The sequence below is a fragment of the Pseudomonas sp. CH61 genome (assembly GCF_059429415.1).
This window is the reverse complement of record NZ_CM182098.1, coordinates 6131862-6148717: the sequence shown is the minus strand read 5'-3', so window position 1 is coordinate 6148717 and position 16856 is coordinate 6131862. Positions and strand designations below refer to the sequence as shown.

Annotated in this window: 18 protein-coding genes; 7 read left to right on the top strand and 11 right to left on the bottom strand. The window is 58.7% G+C overall.

The features are described 5' to 3' along the window. Positions 1–55: 55 nt before the first annotated feature. Positions 56–496, bottom strand: coding sequence for a hypothetical protein (locus AC5SEM_RS27730; protein ID WP_495471712.1), 441 nt, complete (start codon positions 494–496; stop codon positions 56–58). On the opposite strand from AC5SEM_RS27730, the gene AC5SEM_RS27725 reads away from it, so the two are divergent. After that, positions 495–950, top strand: coding sequence for a tRNA (cytidine(34)-2'-O)-methyltransferase (locus AC5SEM_RS27725; protein WP_495471711.1), 456 nt, complete (start codon positions 495–497; stop codon positions 948–950). The two genes, AC5SEM_RS27730 and AC5SEM_RS27725, sit on opposite strands and share 2 nt — an antisense overlap. A 122-nt stretch (positions 951–1072) precedes the next feature. Here the strand turns inward: AC5SEM_RS27725 and secB are convergent, their stop codons facing one another. Genes secB through AC5SEM_RS27710 form a run of 3 tightly spaced genes read right to left on the bottom strand, consistent with a single transcriptional unit; the run spans position 1073 to position 2285 of the window. Next, a complete protein-coding gene (gene secB / locus AC5SEM_RS27720) occupies positions 1073–1558 on the bottom strand; it encodes a protein-export chaperone SecB (protein WP_007909233.1) in 486 nt (161 codons plus the stop codon). Between the two features lie 57 nt (positions 1559–1615). Beyond that, positions 1616–1870, bottom strand: coding sequence for a glutaredoxin 3 (gene grxC / locus AC5SEM_RS27715; protein ID WP_495471710.1), 255 nt, complete (start codon positions 1868–1870; stop codon positions 1616–1618). Position 1871: 1 nt separating this feature from the next. Further along, on the bottom strand, positions 1872–2285 hold the full coding sequence (locus AC5SEM_RS27710; RefSeq protein WP_077570333.1) for a rhodanese-like domain-containing protein: 414 nt from the start codon (positions 2283–2285) through the stop codon (positions 1872–1874). A 153-nt stretch (positions 2286–2438) separates the two neighbouring features. On the opposite strand from AC5SEM_RS27710, the gene gpmI reads away from it, so the two are divergent. From gpmI to AC5SEM_RS27685, 5 genes are all read left to right on the top strand, one after another. Then, complete coding sequence (gpmI, locus tag AC5SEM_RS27705; RefSeq protein ID WP_242208887.1) at positions 2439–3968, top strand: 2,3-bisphosphoglycerate-independent phosphoglycerate mutase; 1530 nt, start codon at positions 2439–2441, stop codon at positions 3966–3968. Positions 3969–4199: 231 nt separating this feature from the next. After that, complete coding sequence (locus AC5SEM_RS27700; RefSeq protein ID WP_116029274.1) at positions 4200–5486, top strand: murein hydrolase activator EnvC family protein; 1287 nt, start codon at positions 4200–4202, stop codon at positions 5484–5486. 31 nt (positions 5487–5517) lie between these two features. Continuing rightward, positions 5518–6837, top strand: a complete 1320-nt coding sequence (locus tag AC5SEM_RS27695) for a S41 family peptidase (protein ID WP_016986344.1) — start codon at positions 5518–5520, stop codon at positions 6835–6837. A gap of 2 nt (positions 6838–6839) precedes the next feature. Then, positions 6840–7616 (top strand): divergent polysaccharide deacetylase family protein, encoded by a 777-nt coding sequence (locus tag AC5SEM_RS27690; protein WP_495471709.1) that lies wholly within the window; start codon positions 6840–6842, stop codon positions 7614–7616. A gap of 117 nt (positions 7617–7733) precedes the next feature. Continuing rightward, the gene (locus AC5SEM_RS27685) at positions 7734–9110 is read left to right on the top strand and encodes a Vps62-related protein (RefSeq protein ID WP_495471708.1); all 1377 of its coding nucleotides are present in this window, start codon (positions 7734–7736) and stop codon (positions 9108–9110) included. Here AC5SEM_RS27685 and AC5SEM_RS27680 read toward each other — a convergent pair. Next, a complete protein-coding gene (locus AC5SEM_RS27680) occupies positions 9091–9846 on the bottom strand; it encodes a substrate-binding periplasmic protein (RefSeq protein WP_495471707.1) in 756 nt (251 codons plus the stop codon). The two genes, AC5SEM_RS27685 and AC5SEM_RS27680, sit on opposite strands and share 20 nt — an antisense overlap. A 263-nt stretch (positions 9847–10109) precedes the next feature. Between AC5SEM_RS27680 and AC5SEM_RS27675 the strand changes: the two genes are divergently transcribed. Beyond that, entirely contained in the window at positions 10110–11597 is a 1488-nt protein-coding gene (locus AC5SEM_RS27675) for a trypsin-like serine peptidase (RefSeq protein WP_495471706.1), read from the top strand. Between the two features lie 76 nt (positions 11598–11673). Here the strand turns inward: AC5SEM_RS27675 and hisF are convergent, their stop codons facing one another. The 6 genes from hisF to AC5SEM_RS27645 all read right to left on the bottom strand — a co-directional run bounded on the left by hisF (position 11674) and on the right by AC5SEM_RS27645 (position 16664). Further along, the gene (gene hisF / locus AC5SEM_RS27670; protein WP_007909211.1) at positions 11674–12444 is read right to left on the bottom strand and encodes an imidazole glycerol phosphate synthase subunit HisF; all 771 of its coding nucleotides are present in this window, start codon (positions 12442–12444) and stop codon (positions 11674–11676) included. Between the two features lie 9 nt (positions 12445–12453). Further along, entirely contained in the window at positions 12454–13191 is a 738-nt protein-coding gene (hisA, locus tag AC5SEM_RS27665) for a 1-(5-phosphoribosyl)-5-[(5-phosphoribosylamino)methylideneamino]imidazole-4-carboxamide isomerase (protein ID WP_007909210.1), read from the bottom strand. Positions 13192–13233: 42 nt separating this feature from the next. Beyond that, a complete protein-coding gene (locus AC5SEM_RS27660) occupies positions 13234–13494 on the bottom strand; it encodes a DUF2164 domain-containing protein (protein ID WP_495471705.1) in 261 nt (86 codons plus the stop codon). Beyond that, on the bottom strand, positions 13495–14133 hold the full coding sequence (gene hisH / locus AC5SEM_RS27655; protein ID WP_007909206.1) for an imidazole glycerol phosphate synthase subunit HisH: 639 nt from the start codon (positions 14131–14133) through the stop codon (positions 13495–13497). It abuts the gene before it with no gap. Next, positions 14133–14726, bottom strand: coding sequence for an imidazoleglycerol-phosphate dehydratase HisB (gene hisB, locus AC5SEM_RS27650; protein ID WP_007909204.1), 594 nt, complete (start codon positions 14724–14726; stop codon positions 14133–14135). The genes hisH and hisB overlap by 1 nt, the downstream gene beginning before the upstream one ends. A 273-nt stretch (positions 14727–14999) precedes the next feature. Continuing rightward, positions 15000–16664, bottom strand: a complete 1665-nt coding sequence (locus AC5SEM_RS27645; RefSeq protein ID WP_495471704.1) for an OFA family MFS transporter — start codon at positions 16662–16664, stop codon at positions 15000–15002. Between the last annotated feature and the right edge of the window lie 192 nt (positions 16665–16856).

Below are 16856 nucleotides of genomic sequence, written 5' to 3'. Positions count from 1 at the left end.
TGGGAAACAACGCCAGGAAATGTAGGAGAGCACGAGAAGGACGGTAATTTTGCAATCAGTCCGTTTGCAGGCGAATCTCCAGCCGCCAGCGGTCGCCGACCTCGCTGCCGGCCCACTCACCCTGCAGCGGCCGCGCCGCCAGCACCGTCAGCAGCAAGCCACCGTCACTCTTGCGCGTACGCCAGTTCACATCTTTGCCGTTGAGCTTGAGCTGGCCTTTCTGTGCTGAGCCTTCGGCCTGAAACAGCAGCGCCACAGTGCCATCGATGATCTCACCGTGCAGCTTCGGCTCATTGTTGAACCACACCAGCAAACCACCATCGGTCACTTCAACCTGCTGCAACACCGTCGGATCCGGCGTGGTCAGGCGACCGATCATCAAGCCAATCATCACGCCGACAATCGCCAGCGAACCGATAACTCGCGGCAATAGTTTCGAACGGTTGTCCACAGGCGGCGTAGAATGCCGCTCATCTTTACCTTCGGAGCCGTGCATGTTTCACGTCATCCTTTTTCAACCAGAAATTCCGCCGAATACCGGCAACGTTATCAGGCTGTGCGCCAACAGCGGCTGCCACCTGCATTTGATCGAACCGCTGGGCTTCGAGATGGACGACAAGCGCCTGCGCCGCGCCGGTCTCGACTACCACGAATATGCCACGCTGCAGCGTCACGCGGACCTGGCCAGTTGCCTGGAAAGGCTGGGCAACCCACGGCTGTTCGCGTTCACCACCAAAGGATCGAGGCCGTTTCATGATGCCGCGTTTGTTCCTGGCGATGCGTTTATCTTCGGCCCGGAAAGCCGTGGTCTGCCGCCGGAAGTGCTCGACGCGCTGCCGCCGGAACAGCGCCTGCGCCTGCCGATGCGCGAAGGCTGCCGCAGCCTGAACCTGTCCAACACCGTGGCGGTCGCTGTATACGAAGCCTGGCGCCAGAACGACTTCAAGTAACGCCATAAAACAAATGTGGGAGCGAGCCTGCTCGCGATTACGGAGTGTCAGGCAACATTGATGTGTCTGACAGACCGCTTTCGCGAGCAGGCTCGCTCCCACATGGGTGTTGCTAAACCGTCTTACTGAACGGTTGGCGTCTCGCCGCTTTCCTGCATGCGCTGCAATTCTTGCGCGTACAGAGCGTCGAAGTTCACCGGAGCCAGCATCAGCGCCGGGAACGAACCGCGGGTTACCAGGCTGTCCAAGGTTTCGCGCGCGTACGGGAACAGGATGTTCGGGCAGAACGCACCCAGGGTGTGGCTCATCGAAGCCGCATCGAGGTTCTTGATCAGGAAGATACCGGCCTGTTGCACTTCAGCGATGAAGGCGACTTCTTCACCGTTTTTTACGGTAACGGAGAGGGTCAGCACGACTTCGTAGAAATCGCCTTCCAGCGCTTTCTGCCGAGTGTTCAGATCCAGAGCGACCGCCGGATCCCACTGCTGGCGGAAGATCGCCGGGCTTTTCGGGGCTTCGAAGGACAGGTCGCGTACGTAGATGCGCTGCAAGGAGAATTGCGGTGCGGTTTCTTCTTCGCTGGCTGCAGTGTTCTGTTGGTCAGTCATCTCAGATCCTTATCGATCTTGGGTCTTTTAGGGAGTGCTGTACGTGGGTGCAGCCGTTCAGGCCTTGAGCAGCGCGTCGAGCTTGCCGGCGCGCTCCAGGGCGAATAAATCGTCACAACCGCCGACGTGGGTGGCGCCGATCCAGATCTGCGGCACGGACGTGCGCCCGGCTTTCTGGGCCATTTCGGCGCGCACCTGCGGCTTGCCATCGACCTTGATCTCTTTGAAGGCCACGCCTTTGTTCTCGAGCAGGTACTTGGCTCGCGAGCAATAAGGGCAGTAATCGCTGGAGTAGACGATGACGTTGCTCATATCACTTCACCAGCGGCAGGTTGTCGCCTTTCCAGCTGGAAATCCCGCCGGACAGCTTGGCGGCGGTGAAGCCGGATTTCATCAGTTCGCGGGCGTGGGTGCCGGCGGTCTGGCCCAGAGCGTCGACCAGAATGATGGTCTTGGCCTTGTGTTTTTCCAGCTCGGCGACGCGCGCAGCCAGTTTGTCCTGGGGAATGTTGATCGCGCCAACGATGTGGCCGGCAGCGAAATCCTTGGCCGGACGGATGTCCACCACCACGCCTGCGTCTTTATTGACCAGCGCAGTCAGTTCGCCGGTGCTCAGGCTTTTACCGCCGCCCTGCATCGTGTGCGCCAGCAGCAGAGCCAGCAGTACGACGAAGATACCGACAAGAATGTAGTGGTTAGTGGCAAATTCAATCAGGTGAGCAACCATCGAAGGAGGTTCCAGGGCGTTAAAATGTCGGCCAGTATACACAGCCACTATGGTCGGCCAAACCCCGTCCGGCGGTGACGCGGTCGGAACTTAGCTTTAAACTCCAACTCCCTTTTCCATCGCCCTCTTCTTTATTAGCCACGAGTGGATTCCATGACTACCACGCCTAAACCTTTGGTCCTGATGATTCTCGACGGCTTCGGTCACAGCGACAGCCCCGAATCCAACGCCGTTTTTGCGGCGAAGAAGCCTGTTCTCGATCGCCTCTGGGCCACCGTGCCGAACGGCTTGATCTCGGGCAGCGGCATGGACGTCGGCCTGCCGGACGGCCAGATGGGCAACTCCGAAGTCGGCCACATGAACCTCGGCGCTGGCCGCGTGGTGTATCAGGACTTCACCCGCGTGACCAAGTCGATCCGCGACGGTGAGTTCTTCGAGAACCCAACCATCTGCGCCGCTGTGGATAAAGCCGTGGCTGCCGGCAAAGCCGTGCACTTCATGGGCCTGCTGTCCGATGGCGGCGTGCACAGCCATCAGGATCACCTGATTGCCATGGCCGAACTGGCCTTCAAGCGTGGCGCCGAAAAAATCTACCTGCACGCTTTCCTGGACGGCCGCGACACCCCGCCGAAAAGCGCTGCATCGTCGATCGAACTGCTCGACGCGACCTTCCAGGCACTCGGCAAGGGCCGCATCGCCAGCATCATCGGCCGCTACTTCGCCATGGACCGTGATAACCGTTGGGATCGTGTCGCTCAGGCGTACAACCTGATCGTCGACGGCAACAGCGAGTTCAACGCGGCCACCGCGCAGGAAGGTCTGGACGCTGCTTACGCGCGTGGCGAAAGCGACGAATTCGTTAAAGCCACCTCCATCGGCGAGCCAGTGAAAGTTGAAGATGGCGACGCCGTGGTGTTCATGAACTTCCGCGCCGACCGTGCCCGCGAGCTGACTCGCGTGTTCGTCGAAGATGACTTCAAGGACTTCGAACGCGCACGCCAGCCGAAACTGGCCGGTTTTGTCATGCTGACCCAATACGCGGCCAGCATTCCGGCACCGTCGGCATTCGCTCCCGGCAGCCTGGAAAACGTGCTGGGCGACTATCTGGCGAAGAACGGCAAAACCCAACTGCGCATCGCTGAAACCGAGAAATACGCGCACGTGACCTTCTTCTTCTCCGGCGGTCGTGAAGAACCGTTCCCGGGCGAAGAACGCATCCTGATCCCGTCGCCAAAAGTCGCCACTTACGACTTGCAGCCGGAAATGAGCGCACCGGAAGTCACCGACCGTATCGTCGAAGCCATCGAAAACCAGCGTTACGACGTGATCGTGGTCAACTACGCCAACGGCGACATGGTTGGCCACAGCGGCGTGTTCGACGCAGCCGTGAAGGCGGTTGAATGCCTCGACACCTGCGTCGGTCGCATCGTTGATGCACTGGAGAAGGTTGGCGGCGAAGCGCTGATCACCGCTGACCATGGCAACGTCGAACAAATGGCCGATGAATCTACCGGCCAGGCGCACACCGCGCACACCACTGAGCCGGTGCCGTTCATTTATGTCGGCAAGCGTGACCTGAAAGTGCGTGAAGGCGGCGTGCTGGCGGATGTGGCCCCGACCATGCTCAAGCTGTTGGGCCTGGAAAAACCGGCGGAAATGACCGGCACCTCGATTCTGGTCTGACCCGAGTCCAGAAAAACACCGCAAAACCCTGTAGGAGTGAGCCTGCTCGCGATAGCCATCTGACAGTCGACTACTCTGTTGAATGTGAGTACGCCATCGCGAGCAGGCTCACTCCTACATTGGTTTGTGGTGTTTTTCAGGCCAGTTATCACACAGCCCCAATTGGGCGTTTTTTTTGCAGCCTCGGGCGGGCATACTAGGCCGTCCATTACCCTGGTGCCGCCCGCCCCTATGCTTCGCGTCCTGATCGCCCTTGCTCTGACATGCCTGCTCCAACCGGCCTTCGCTGACGAGCGCGCGCAAACCCAACAGCAGTTGGACGCCACGCGTCAGGACATTGCCGAGCTGAAAAAGCTGCTGGGCAAAGTCCAGGAAGAAAAGTCCGGCGTTCAGAAAGAGCTCAAGGGCACTGAAACCGAGCTGGGTAAACTGCAGAAGCAGGTCGACGCACTGCAGAAAGAACTGCAGAAAAGCGAATCCGAGCTGCAGCGTCTCGATGCAGAGAAAAAAAAACTCCAGAGCGCGCGCACTGAACAGCAGCGACTGATCGCCATTCAGGCCCGTGCGGCTTATCAGAACGGTCGCCAGGAATACCTCAAGCTGCTGCTCAACCAGCAGAACCCCGAGAAATTCGCCCGCACCCTCACCTATTACGATTACCTGAGCCAGGCGCGCCTGGAGCAGTTGAAGAACTTCAACGAAACCCTGCGCCAGCTGGCCAACGTCGAAAAAGACATTGCCGCCCAGCAGGCGCAATTGCTGGTGCAGAAAAGCAGCCTCGATACCCAGCGCGATGAACTGGAAAATGTCCGCAAGGAACGTCAGCAGGTCCTCGCCAAGCTCAACGATGACGTGAAAGCCCGCGACCAGAAACTGGCCGCCCGCGAGCAGGATCAGGCAGACCTGTCTAAAGTCCTTAAAACCATTGAAGAAACCCTGGCCCGCCAGGCACGTGAGGCAGAAGAAGCGCGGCAGAAAGCGCTGATCGCCCAGCAGGAAGCGGAAAAAAAGCGTTTGCGTGAGGCGCAGGCTGAAAACAGCGACGCCCCACGAAAACCCGCCAGATCCACTCCAGGCGCGCTGGTCTCCAGCAGCGGCGAGACCTTCGGTGGCCCTTTTGCTGCAACCCGGGGAAAACTTCCTTGGCCGGTTGATGGTCGACTGCTGGCACGCTTCGGCGAAAGCCGTGGCGACGATGCCCGGACCAAGTGGGACGGCGTGATGATCAGCGCCTCCGCTGGCAGCCAGGTGCATGCCGTACACGGTGGTCGCGTGGTGTTCGCCGACTGGCTGCGTGGCGCCGGTCTGCTGGTGATCCTCGATCACGGTAACGGTTTTCTGAGTCTTTACGGTCACAACCAGACGCTGCTCAAGTCGGCCGGTGATGTGGTTAAAGCCGGTGAGTCCATCTCCACTGTCGGTAACAGTGGCGGTCAGGACACATCAGCGCTGTATTTCGCAATTCGTCAGCAGGGTCACCCGAGTGATCCGGCGCAATGGTGTCGTGCGCAAGGATAAGCGCACCGCCTAATTCAGGAGTTCGTTCGACATGCTGCATTTGTCCCGCCTTACCTCGCTGGCCCTGACGATCGCTCTGGTGATCGGCGCGCCTCTGGCGTTCGCCGCGCAACCGGCCCCGGCCGTCGCTCCGGCAGGCACAGCCGCGACCTCCAAGGCGCCGTTGCCGCTGGAAGAGTTGCGCACCTTTGCCGAGGTCATGGACCGGATCAAAGCCGCTTACGTCGAGCCGGTGGACGACAAGACCCTGCTGGAAAACGCGATCAAGGGCATGCTCAGCAACCTTGATCCGCACTCGGCCTACCTTGGCCCTGAAGACTTCACCGAGCTGCAGGAAAGCACCAGCGGTGAGTTCGGCGGTCTGGGCATTGAAGTCGGCGCCGAAGACGGCTTCATCAAGGTCGTCTCGCCTATCGATGACACTCCAGCGTCGAAGGCCGGTATTCAGGCCGGTGACTTCATCGTCAAAATCAACGGCGCACCGACGCGCGGCCAGACCATGACCGAAGCCGTGGACAAGATGCGCGGCAAGATCGGCCAGAAAATCACCCTGACCCTGGTACGCGACGGCGGCACGCCATTCGACGTGACTCTGGCCCGTGCGGTGATTCAGGTGAAGAGCGTCAAGGCGCAGCTGCTGGAAACCGGCTACGCGTACATCCGCATCACCCAGTTCCAGGTCAAGACCGGCGAAGAGGTCTCCAAGGCCCTGGCCAAGCTGCGCAAGGACAACGGCAAGAAGCTCAACGGCATCATTCTCGACCTGCGCAACAACCCGGGCGGCGTGTTGCAGGCGGCGGTGGAAGTGGTCGACCACTTCATCACCAAAGGTCTGATCGTCTACACCAAAGGCCGGATCGCCAACTCCGAACTGCGCTTCTCTGCCACCGGCAAAGACGAAAGCGAAGCGGTGCCAATGGTGGTGTTGATCAACGGTGGCAGCGCCTCGGCTTCGGAAATCGTTGCCGGCGCCCTGCAGGATCAGAAACGAGCGGTGGTCATGGGCACCACCAGTTTCGGCAAAGGCTCGGTGCAAACCGTCCTGCCGCTGAACAACGACCGCGCACTGAAGATCACCACAGCGCTGTACTTCACACCGAACGGCCGCTCGATTCAGGCACAGGGCATCGTTCCGGATATCGAAGTACGCAAGGCCAAGATTACCAACGAGGCCGATGGCGATTACTTCAAGGAAGCCGACTTGCAAGGTCACTTGGGCAACGGCAACGGCGGCGCGGACAAACCGACCGGCTCCGGCGCCAAGCCCAAAGCCATGCCGCAGGATGACGATTACCAATTGGCCCAGGCCCTGAGCCTGCTCAAAGGGCTGAGCATTACGTCCGGCCGTTGAGGATGTCTCTGCGTTTCGTCTTCGTTCTGTTGTGCTGTCTGGCGGGTGCTGCTCATGCGGAGCCCGCCAGCTCAACGCCGCACAAAGCCTACCTGACACTGATCATCGATGACCTGGGGCAGAACCTGCCCCGGGATCGCCGCGTGCTGGCCCTGCCCGGCCCGGTGACCACGGCGATCATGCCTGATACCCCGCACGCCACCGAATTTGCCCGCGAAGCCCATCGCGCCGGCAAGATTGTCATTCTGCATATGCCAATGGATCCGGCCACCGGGCCGTTCGCCTGGCACCCCGAACTGCCCATCGAAGAACTGGAAAAACGCCTGAACGCCGCGTTCAAAATGGTCCCGTTCACCGCCGGCATCAATAACCACATGGGCAGCCGCATGACCGCACAGCCAGTGGCGATGGCATGGTTGATGGGCGAATTGCAGCGCCGGCACAAGTTCTTCGTCGACAGCCGCACCAGCGCCCAGACCGTCGCCGCGCAACAGGCGCAGAAGATCGATCTGGCCAGCGTGTCGCGGGATGTGTTCCTCGATGACGAGCGCACTGAAACCGCGATCTACACGCAACTGCAGACTGCGATCAACCTGGCGCGCAAACAGGGTTCGGCGGTGATGATCGGCCATCCGTATCCGCAAACGCTGGCGGTGCTGGAGCGCGAATTGCCGAAGTTGAAAGCTCAGGGCATCGAGTGGATCGATATCAAACAGATGATCAGCGTACGCAGCAATCGCGCCATGGCTGGCCATGGCAAGGACGGCGTGTATCGGTAGCACTTTGTGACGCTGACACATACATAGTTACCACCCGATAACCATCCCCGTTCCCGATAGTGCGACCTGCAACAGGTCGTGACGCCCTCGCGTCGCTTTCAACTATCAGGAATCATCATGACTATCGAAGACAACACCGCAGCCCATCCCAAGCAGATGGAACCGATCACACAGGACAATCTGCTGATCAACTTCACCACGGAGTTTCACCGGGTCTGGAGCACCAACGGCTCCAAAGCAAAACCCGCCACGTTCTGGCGCCCCACCCCTGCTCCGGATGCATTGCCGGGCTACTTTCCGCTGGGCGACGTGCTCATTCCCGGTGACACCAATATCAATGGCGAAATGGTCGCAGCGGTGGTCTGCGAGAAAGATATGGAAGGGGCCCGAAGCACTAAGGGAAAGGCACTGGCCCGCCCTGTCGATTTTGACCTGGTCTGGAAAGAAACCGGGGCGCCCAGTGTCACGCCCATGTCGATCTGGCGACCTTTGGCCCCTGTCGGCTACGTTGCTCTGGGGCTCGTGTGCTCCAACGATCACTGCAAACCTTCGTTGAACTCGGTGCGCTGCGTCAGGCTCGACCTGGTGATCGCAGCGAACGTCGGCGAGTTGATCTGGAATGACAAGGGCAGCGGCGCCAAACTCAGTTTCAGCGCCTTTGGCATCGAACCGCCGACTGCCGCCGCAGGCGACATCCATTTTGCGCCCTGCACCTTCGTGGGCATCCAGGGTTATAGCAAGCCTGTAGCTCCCTCGACGGCGTACAGCCTGCGCATGCAAATCCCGCTACAAGTCAGCGCACCGCCGCCAATTCCGATTCTGACCGGGTACGCGAAGCCCGCAGTAAACGAACCTGCCACCGTCACCCAGATTGCCCGCCTGCCTTGGTTTGTAGTGCGAGACCATGCTCATCCCGGCGAACAATTTCGCAATTCGCCCTACTACGAACTGAAAAGAACTGACGAATACTTGCTCATTGGTCACGAGCACAATGAATCGGACAAGTATCGGGTCGTTAAATGGACGGCGCCGCGTGCGCAAGACGCGGTGACGATGCGCATGTTCTATGGTTTTACCGCCATGGAAATCGTCAAAGCCTGGCCGACCATGCCTCTCAGCGATATCCGCCTGACAAAATTCTCAGCCTGCCTGCCGAAGAGTTTGACCCGCACCGAGACGTCTTCCAGCGGCTGGAACGAGCTACGACCTCAAGTGGTGATTGGCATGGCGCCGAAGCAAACAGCCGTCGCGGTTTATCAGCTGCAAAGCCATTACGAGTTGGTACGGGAAGACGGCACTCAAGTGGCAGTCGACTTTGGTTACACTGATGACTCAAGCGTGCTGCTGACGCAATATCCGCCGGAGTCCGTCGAGGTCGTCAGCGCATGCCCGCCACTGAAGACAGACACCCCGGCAGAACCGGACATCGATGGCGCCAACGTTAGCGCGCAACCACAACCGGACCTGGAGGTTGCTATAGATAGCGCGCCATGATTTCGTCGACCACCCCTTCCTTGCGCAACTGATCCAGCGCAGCCTGAAGCCTGGCGACGACTTCATCGGAGACGTCCTTGTTCAGCGCCAGGTACAACTCGGCACTGTTGAAGCGCAGCACGGTCTTCAGGCCGGTGACCCCATCCTGCCGCGCCAGATAGCGCCCGGCAGGATCACCGGTGGCCCACAGATCAATCTGACCATTGACCAGTTTCTTCGCGTTGTCCTGATCGCGCAGCACCACAATCGGCTTCAGGCCTTGTTTGGCCAACGTCTCGGCAATCGCATCGCCCTTGTAGGCGCCAACCTTGTACTTGCGCGCGTCGTTGAGAGTCTCGAGGGTGATCTTGCTGTCAGCCTTGGCCAGCATGATCCAGTCATCAGGACCGATAGGACCAACCCATTTGAAGAGTTTTTCTCGGTCCGGCAAGCGCGCCATCACAAAGGCGCCATAACCGGGATTTTCCAGCGCGAGTTTATAGACTCGCTCCCATGGAAAACGCAGGGTCAGGCTATAAGTGACGCCGGCACGCTTGAACATTTCGCGCACGATATCGGCGGCGATGCCATTGATGTTCTCGCCTTTTGCGAAGTTCTTGCCATCTTTCGCCATGTTGTACGGCGGAAAGTTTTCGGTGAGGAGCACCAGATCGGTGTCGGGACTGGTTTCGGCGCGGGCCGTGTTGATGAGCAACATCGATGCACTGGCGAAAACAAGAAGCAGGCGTTTGATCATGTCGGGCTACCGGAATCCATGGCGTGCCCAAGAGTGCCTTGGGTGCGCCATGCTGTCCACTGGCCTGTACGGAGTCAATGCACTGCGGTCGAGTGACAAGCGTCAGCAGGACGATTTTTTCAGTTGTTTTTCAACCAATAAAGCCAGTTTTGAAGAGCCTGCAACTCACATTTTGCTACAGCGCCAACAACACCAAAAAAACGAATTAAATTAAAGTTTCAATAACAACCAACATAACTTTCAGTCTAGACCAAGGATCGGTCATGAATTACAAATCAAAACTGACAACAACTCTCGCACTGCTAACAATTACATTCACACTGACGTCTTGCGCATACAGTTTTCCGGAAGCCGCGGAGCCTGTTATTTTGAATAATGCTGACGGCCAGAACAATCATTTAAATGGCATTGGGCAGATCATCAAAGGAGACCGTCGCTATTGCACCGCTTTTCTTATCGACACCCGCGACTCTGACAATAACTCGAACGGCCCGGCGTATATCCTGACCAACGGACATTGCGCCTCAATCTGGATTGGAACAGCCGCTGATATGGCCTATCAGGGCCAAATGCAATTCAACTATTTTCAGGACACTCTGCTCGATGCCAGGCTTTACGACATTCAACAGGTCAATTGGGCAAGCCTCGCCGGCACCGATGTCGCGGTCATGGAATTGAACACTTCGCTGCAAGCGGTGATCGACGACGGCATCAATCCACTCAAGCTGGGACGCAACGCGCCTGAAAAACCCGGGCCGGTCAATGTCATCGGCGCCCCCTTGAGCGCCCCGGGCCTCAGGCTTTCGTCCTGTACACAAGAGCCGGCAAACACCACGTTGATCAAGTACCTGACCGTCCATACCGATTATCAGAAGCAGGATTGCAAAGGCATCGAACCGGGCTCGTCCGGCTCCCCGGTCATGGACATCGCAACACGGGAAGTCACCGGTGTGATGTCGGGAACCACCTACGGCATCACAGCAGACGATTTGTGCTTCTGGCATGGACTCTGTGCAAACCCTCCCCGTCAATCCATATTGCCTGACCAGGCCAGTCAAAGTTTTCCCATCGATTACCTGATGTCCTGCTTCTCGGCGGGTCGCTTCAACAGGGACGCAACTGCCTGTACGCTAAAGCCCGACTTTAACTTCAGAGCCAGAAACAACGCAGACGTTACTCTTTATAAAACCCCGGACAAAGGCCATGAAAATGGGCCAACCTGGGACGTCAGGTTTTCAATGAACACCGACTTCTTTCGTTTTAAAACTGTGCGCGATGCACAGGCCTGTTACTCACCAGAACACTACAGCGACCCGATTAATATCAGTGCCGGCCTTATTAATAAAACGATCGGCAGCGAAGCGGGTTTATATTATCTGTGCCTGATGGGTGTCGACTCAGTCGATCAAGAAATTATCGAGGGAAAACTGCGCAATGCACAAATTCTGCCGGCACGACTGGTCAATCCGGGCGGAATTCGACTGCCTGAACCAACCCCGCACATCAAATCTGGTAGTGAAGATCTGTTGATCGAATACCGTGAAACCACAGATCGCAATATCTGGACTCAGATATACGTTGGGGCTGTGAACTCAACGGACTGTGCCGCCATCGATTCCAGAAGTTACAGCAAGATAGACGACAGTTTTCTGGTACCCAACGATGCCCTGCCACTGACGCTGTGCAGCTACACCATGGATCGCGATTTCAATACGTCAACTGTGCGTACAGATACACTGCAAAAACCTTGAGCCGTCGCGCGTCAACAAGCCGGGCGGTGAATAACCCTCATGGAGTTCCGCCCGGTAGTACGCAAACTCAGCCTGATCAGCGCATGACGATGCCGCGTTTGGCCATGTAAGCCTTGGCTTCCTGCACGGTGTATTCGCCGAAGTGGAAAATACTCGCCGCCAGCACCGCACTGGCATGGCCCTCGAGGATGCCGTCAGCCAGATGCTGCAGGTTGCCGACACCGCCGGAAGCAATCACCGGAATGCCCAGCGCATCGCTGATCGCGCGGGTGACGCCGAGGTCGAAACCGTTTTTCATGCCGTCCTGATCCATGCTGGTCAGCAGGATCTCGCCGGCACCGAGGCCTTCCATTTTTTTCGCCCACTCGACCGCGTCGAGGCCGGTTGGCTTGCGCCCGCCGTGGGTGAAGATTTCCCAACGCGGGGTTTCGCCCGGGCCGGAAACCTTCTTCGCGTCGATGGCGACGACAATGCACTGCGAGCCGAAATGCTGCGCGGCTTCACCAACGAATTCCGGGTTGAACACGGCAGCGGTGTTGATCGATACCTTGTCCGCGCCGGCATTCAGCAGATTGCGAATGTCCTGCACGGTACGCACACCACCGCCGACGGTCAGCGGAATGAACACCTGACTGGCCATGCGCTCGACGGTGTGTAGCGTGGTGTCACGGCCATCGACGCTGGCGGTGATGTCGAGAAAGGTAATCTCGTCGGCACCCTGCTCGTCGTAGCGACGGGCGATTTCCACCGGGTCACCGGCGTCGCGGATGTTTTCGAACTTCACACCTTTGACGACCCGGCCGTTGTCCACGTCCAGGCAAGGGATGATGCGTTTGGCCAGCGCCATGGTCAGTCCTCAGCCTTTGTACGAATCGCAGAAAGCTTGCGCTTCGGCGACGTCGAGGGTGCCTTCGTAGATCGCCCGGCCCGTGATGGCGCCGATGATGCCCGGCGCCTTGGCGTCGAGCAGCGACTTGATGTCACCCAGATTGTGGATACCGCCGGAAGCGATCACCGGGATCTTCGTGGCAGCGGCCAGCGCAGCGGTGAACGGTACGTTGCAGCCCTGCATCATGCCGTCTTTGGCGATGTCGGTATAAACGATCGAGGACACGCCGTCGGCTTCAAACTGCTTGGCCAGATCGATGACCTGCACGGTGCTGATTTCAGCCCAGCCATCGGTGGCGACGAAACCGTCTTTGGCATCCAGACCGACGATGATCTTGCCCGGGAACGCGCGGCAGGCTTCAGCGACGAACGCCGGATCTTTCACCGCTTTGGTGCCGATGATCACGTAGCTCACGCCTGCCTTGACGTAGTGCTCGATGGTTTCCAGCGAACGGATGCCGCCACCGATCTGGATCGGCAGGGTCGGGTAGCGTTTGGCGATTGCGGTGACCACTTCGCCATTGACTGGCTGGCCTTCGAACGCGCCATTCAGATCGACCAGATGCAGACGGCGGCAACCGCCCTCCACCCACTTGGCAGCCATGCTCACCGGGTCATCGGAGAACACTGTGGAATCTTCCATGCGGCCCTGGCGCAGACGTACGCAGGCACCGTCTTTAAGATCGATAGCGGGAATAATCAGCATCTGGCAAACCTTCAAATTTGAATGTTCAGCTTGGCTCGGAAATCAGTTTTTCTCGAGCGCCCACAGGTCGCTTTCGATGCTTTCAAACCGCTCTTTGAGGTGGGTCTGCACATCGAAAATCGCCCTGTTGTAATAGTGCGGAGCAATTTCGCGGGTAAACAGCTCAAGAATTTCCCCCGCTTCGAACGAACCCAGATCGAGTTCGAAACGGTCTTCCATGAACCGCTGAATCTTGCGATTGGCCTCGTTCTCCTGCTCGGCAGTGAGGGTCAGGATCGGCGGTTTGGACTTCTTGGCAGCCATTTACCAGCGACCGTCCCACGCGGCGAAGTTCTGCAGCAATTGCAGGCCATGGGTATGGCTTTTCTCCGGGTGGAACTGCACGGCGAAACGCGAGCCATCGGCCAGCGCTGCAGCGAAGTCGACGCCGTAGTGACCGCCGCCAACCACTTGCCGCGCATTGGCGGCAGCGATGTAGTAGCTGTGCACGAAGTAAAAACGCGCCATGTCCGGAATGTCATGCCACAGCGGGTGGCTGACCTTCTGCTTCACCTCGTTCCAGCCCATGTGCGGGACTTTCAGGTGTTCGCCGTCTTCATGCAGGTCTTTGCCGAAGAACTTCACCGCGCCCGGAAACAGGCCGATGCAATCGACGCCGTCGTTCTCTTCGCTGGTGTCGAGCAACGCTTGCATGCCGACACAGATACCGAGGAACGGACGATCCTGACTGACTTCACGCACCAGTGAGTCGAAACCGAGACGACGGATCTCCGCCATGCAGTCGCGAATCGCGCCAACACCGGGGAACACCACGCGGTCAGCTTCGCGAATCACCGCAGCATCGCTGGTGATCAGCACTTTACCGGCGCCGACGTGCTCGAGGGCCTTGGCCACCGAGTGCAGGTTACCCATGCCGTAATCGATAACTGCAACCGTCTGCATTACAGAACGCCTTTGGTCGATGGCATTTGCCCGGCCATGCGCTCATCCAGCTCGACAGCCATGCGCAGCGCGCGGCCGAAAGCCTTGAACACGGTTTCGATCTGGTGGTGAGTGTTGGTGCCGCGCAGGTTGTCGATGTGCAGGCTGACCAGCGCGTGATTGACGAAGCCCTGGAAGAATTCCTGGAACAGGTCAACGTCGAAGCCGCCCACGGTGGCGCGGGTGTACGGCACGTGCATCTGCAGGCCTGGACGACCGGAGAAATCGATCACCACACGCGACAGCGCTTCATCGAGCGGCACGTAGGCATGACCGTAGCGACGGATGCCTTTTTTGTCGCCAATGGCTTTGGCAAACGCCTGGCCGAGGGTGATACCGACGTCTTCCACCGTATGGTGGTCGTCGATATGCAGATCGCCCTTGCATTCAATATCCAGGTCGATCAACCCGTGACGGGCGATCTGATCCAGCATGTGCTCAAGAAAAGGAACACCGATATCGAATCGGGCCTTTCCGGTGCCATCAAGGTTGATCGAGGCTTTGATCTGGGTTTCCAGAGTGTCGCGCTCGACAGAAGCCTTACGTTCGGCCATCACCAGCTCCGCAAAATCATTGGGCGAAAAAGGCAGCCATTATAGGCACGCGGGGCCGAAACAGAAACACGAGAGGTGAGATGGCTGACGGATAGAACGCCCGGCTGTCGCGGGTAGACATGTCCATACAAGCCATTACAGGCAGCGCAAAAACAAATGTGGGAGCGAGCCTGCTCGCGAACGCGGTGGGTCAGCCAACAATTAAGTTGACTGACACTCCGTCTTCGCGAGCAGGCTCGCTCCCACAGGTTCGGTGTTTATTCAGCTAACACCTTAGTGAAACAGTACCGCCGTCTTCTGCAGGGTTACCCACACACCCCACGCCAACGGAATACCTACAACCAGCCAGGCAGCGATTGCCAGCGGCTTGCTGCCCGGTGCGGCTTTCCACTCCAGAACCGTGCTGGCATCAGCACCTTTATCGTGGCCCAGCGCCTGTTCGGCCGCCAGTTCAGCGTCGGTCATGAAGTACTTGTCAGCCACCGGACGCACCATCAGGTTGCACAGGAAGCCCAGCACCAGCAGGCCGGCGAGGATGTACAAGGTGATGTCGTAAGCCGCAGCGCGTTCAACGCCGATGCTCAGCTGATATTCACGCAGGTAGTTCACCAATACCGGACCCAGCACGCCAGCCGCAGCCCAAGCCGTCAGTAGACGACCGTGGATCGCACCAACCATCTGCGTACCGAACAGGTCGGCCAGATACGCCGGAACAGTGGCAAAACCGCCGCCGTACATCGACAGAATGATGCAGAACGCCGCCACGAACAGTGCAACGTTGCCCAAATGGCCCATGTTCGGAATCAGCGCGTACAGAGCAAAACCCAGGGCGAAGAATACGAAGTAGGTGTTTTTGCGGCCCAGGTAGTCCGAGAACGAGGCCCAGAAGAAACGACCACCGATGTTGAACAGGCTCAGCAGACCGGTGAAGCCGGCAGCGATCGCGGCGATCGAGGCCAGTTGCCCGGCATCGAGCTGGCCAAACGGCACATCAACACCCAGCAGCTTGCCGCCAAACACCTCCTGCAGCAGTGGCGAAGCCATGCCGAGGATGCCGATACCGGCGGAGACGTTCAGGCACAGCACCAGCCAGACCAGACGGAACTGCGGGGTTTTCCACGCCACATTCACGTGCACGTGGCGATGAGTGATCATCGAATTGGAAGCCTTTTTCGCCGGAGCGGTCCAGCCTTCAGGTTTCCAGCCAGTTGGCGGAACGCGGTATGCCAGAGCGCCGCCGATCATGAACACAAAGTAAATCGCCGCCATGGCCACGAAGCTCTGCCAGACGCCGACACCTTGCGCCGAGCCGAAGTGGCTCATCAGTGCGGTTGCCAGCGGTGCACCGACCATCGCGCCGCCACCGAAACCCATGATTGCCATGCCGGTGGCCATGCCACGCTTGTCCGGGAACCACTTGATCAGGGTGGAGACCGGCGAGATATAGCCCAGACCCAGACCGATACCACCGATCACGCCGGAGCCGATCCACATCAGCCAGATCTGGTGGGTATAAATACCCAGCGCCGAAATCAGCAGACCGCCGCACCAGCACAGTGCCGATACCACACCGGCCTTGCGTGGCCCTGCGTGTTCCAGCCAGCCGCCCCAGATCGCTGCCGAGCAGCCGAGGAAGATGAAGAACAGCGTGTAGATCCAGCCGAGCATGGAGATCGGCCAGTCGCATTGCGACGAGAACACTTGTGCGATGAAGCTCATGTCCGGTGCGCAAGCCACCGGAGCAGTAACGCCCAGCGCCTTGGACAGCGGCAACCAGAACACCGAGAAGCCGTAGGCCATGCCGATGCACAGGTGGATGGCCAGAGCGGCCGGTGGAACCAGCCAACGGTTGAAACCGGGCTTGGCGATGATGCGCTCCTTGGACAGGAACGCGGGCTGATCGGCTTTGATGCCGTCCGCCGTGATGCTCGTGCTCATTGTGTATCCCCCAATTATTAGTATGGTTCGCCAGCCACTGTTCACCCCCGGCCTTTATGCACGCAGGCATGACCGTTTTTTTGGGTGAAGCTCCTTGAAGGCGCGACGTTAAGTCGCAGAAGGACGGACGAACGGGCGAAGGTTACCATTTGCACGTGACAGAAAAACCAAACTGATATCACCTTTTTTCTG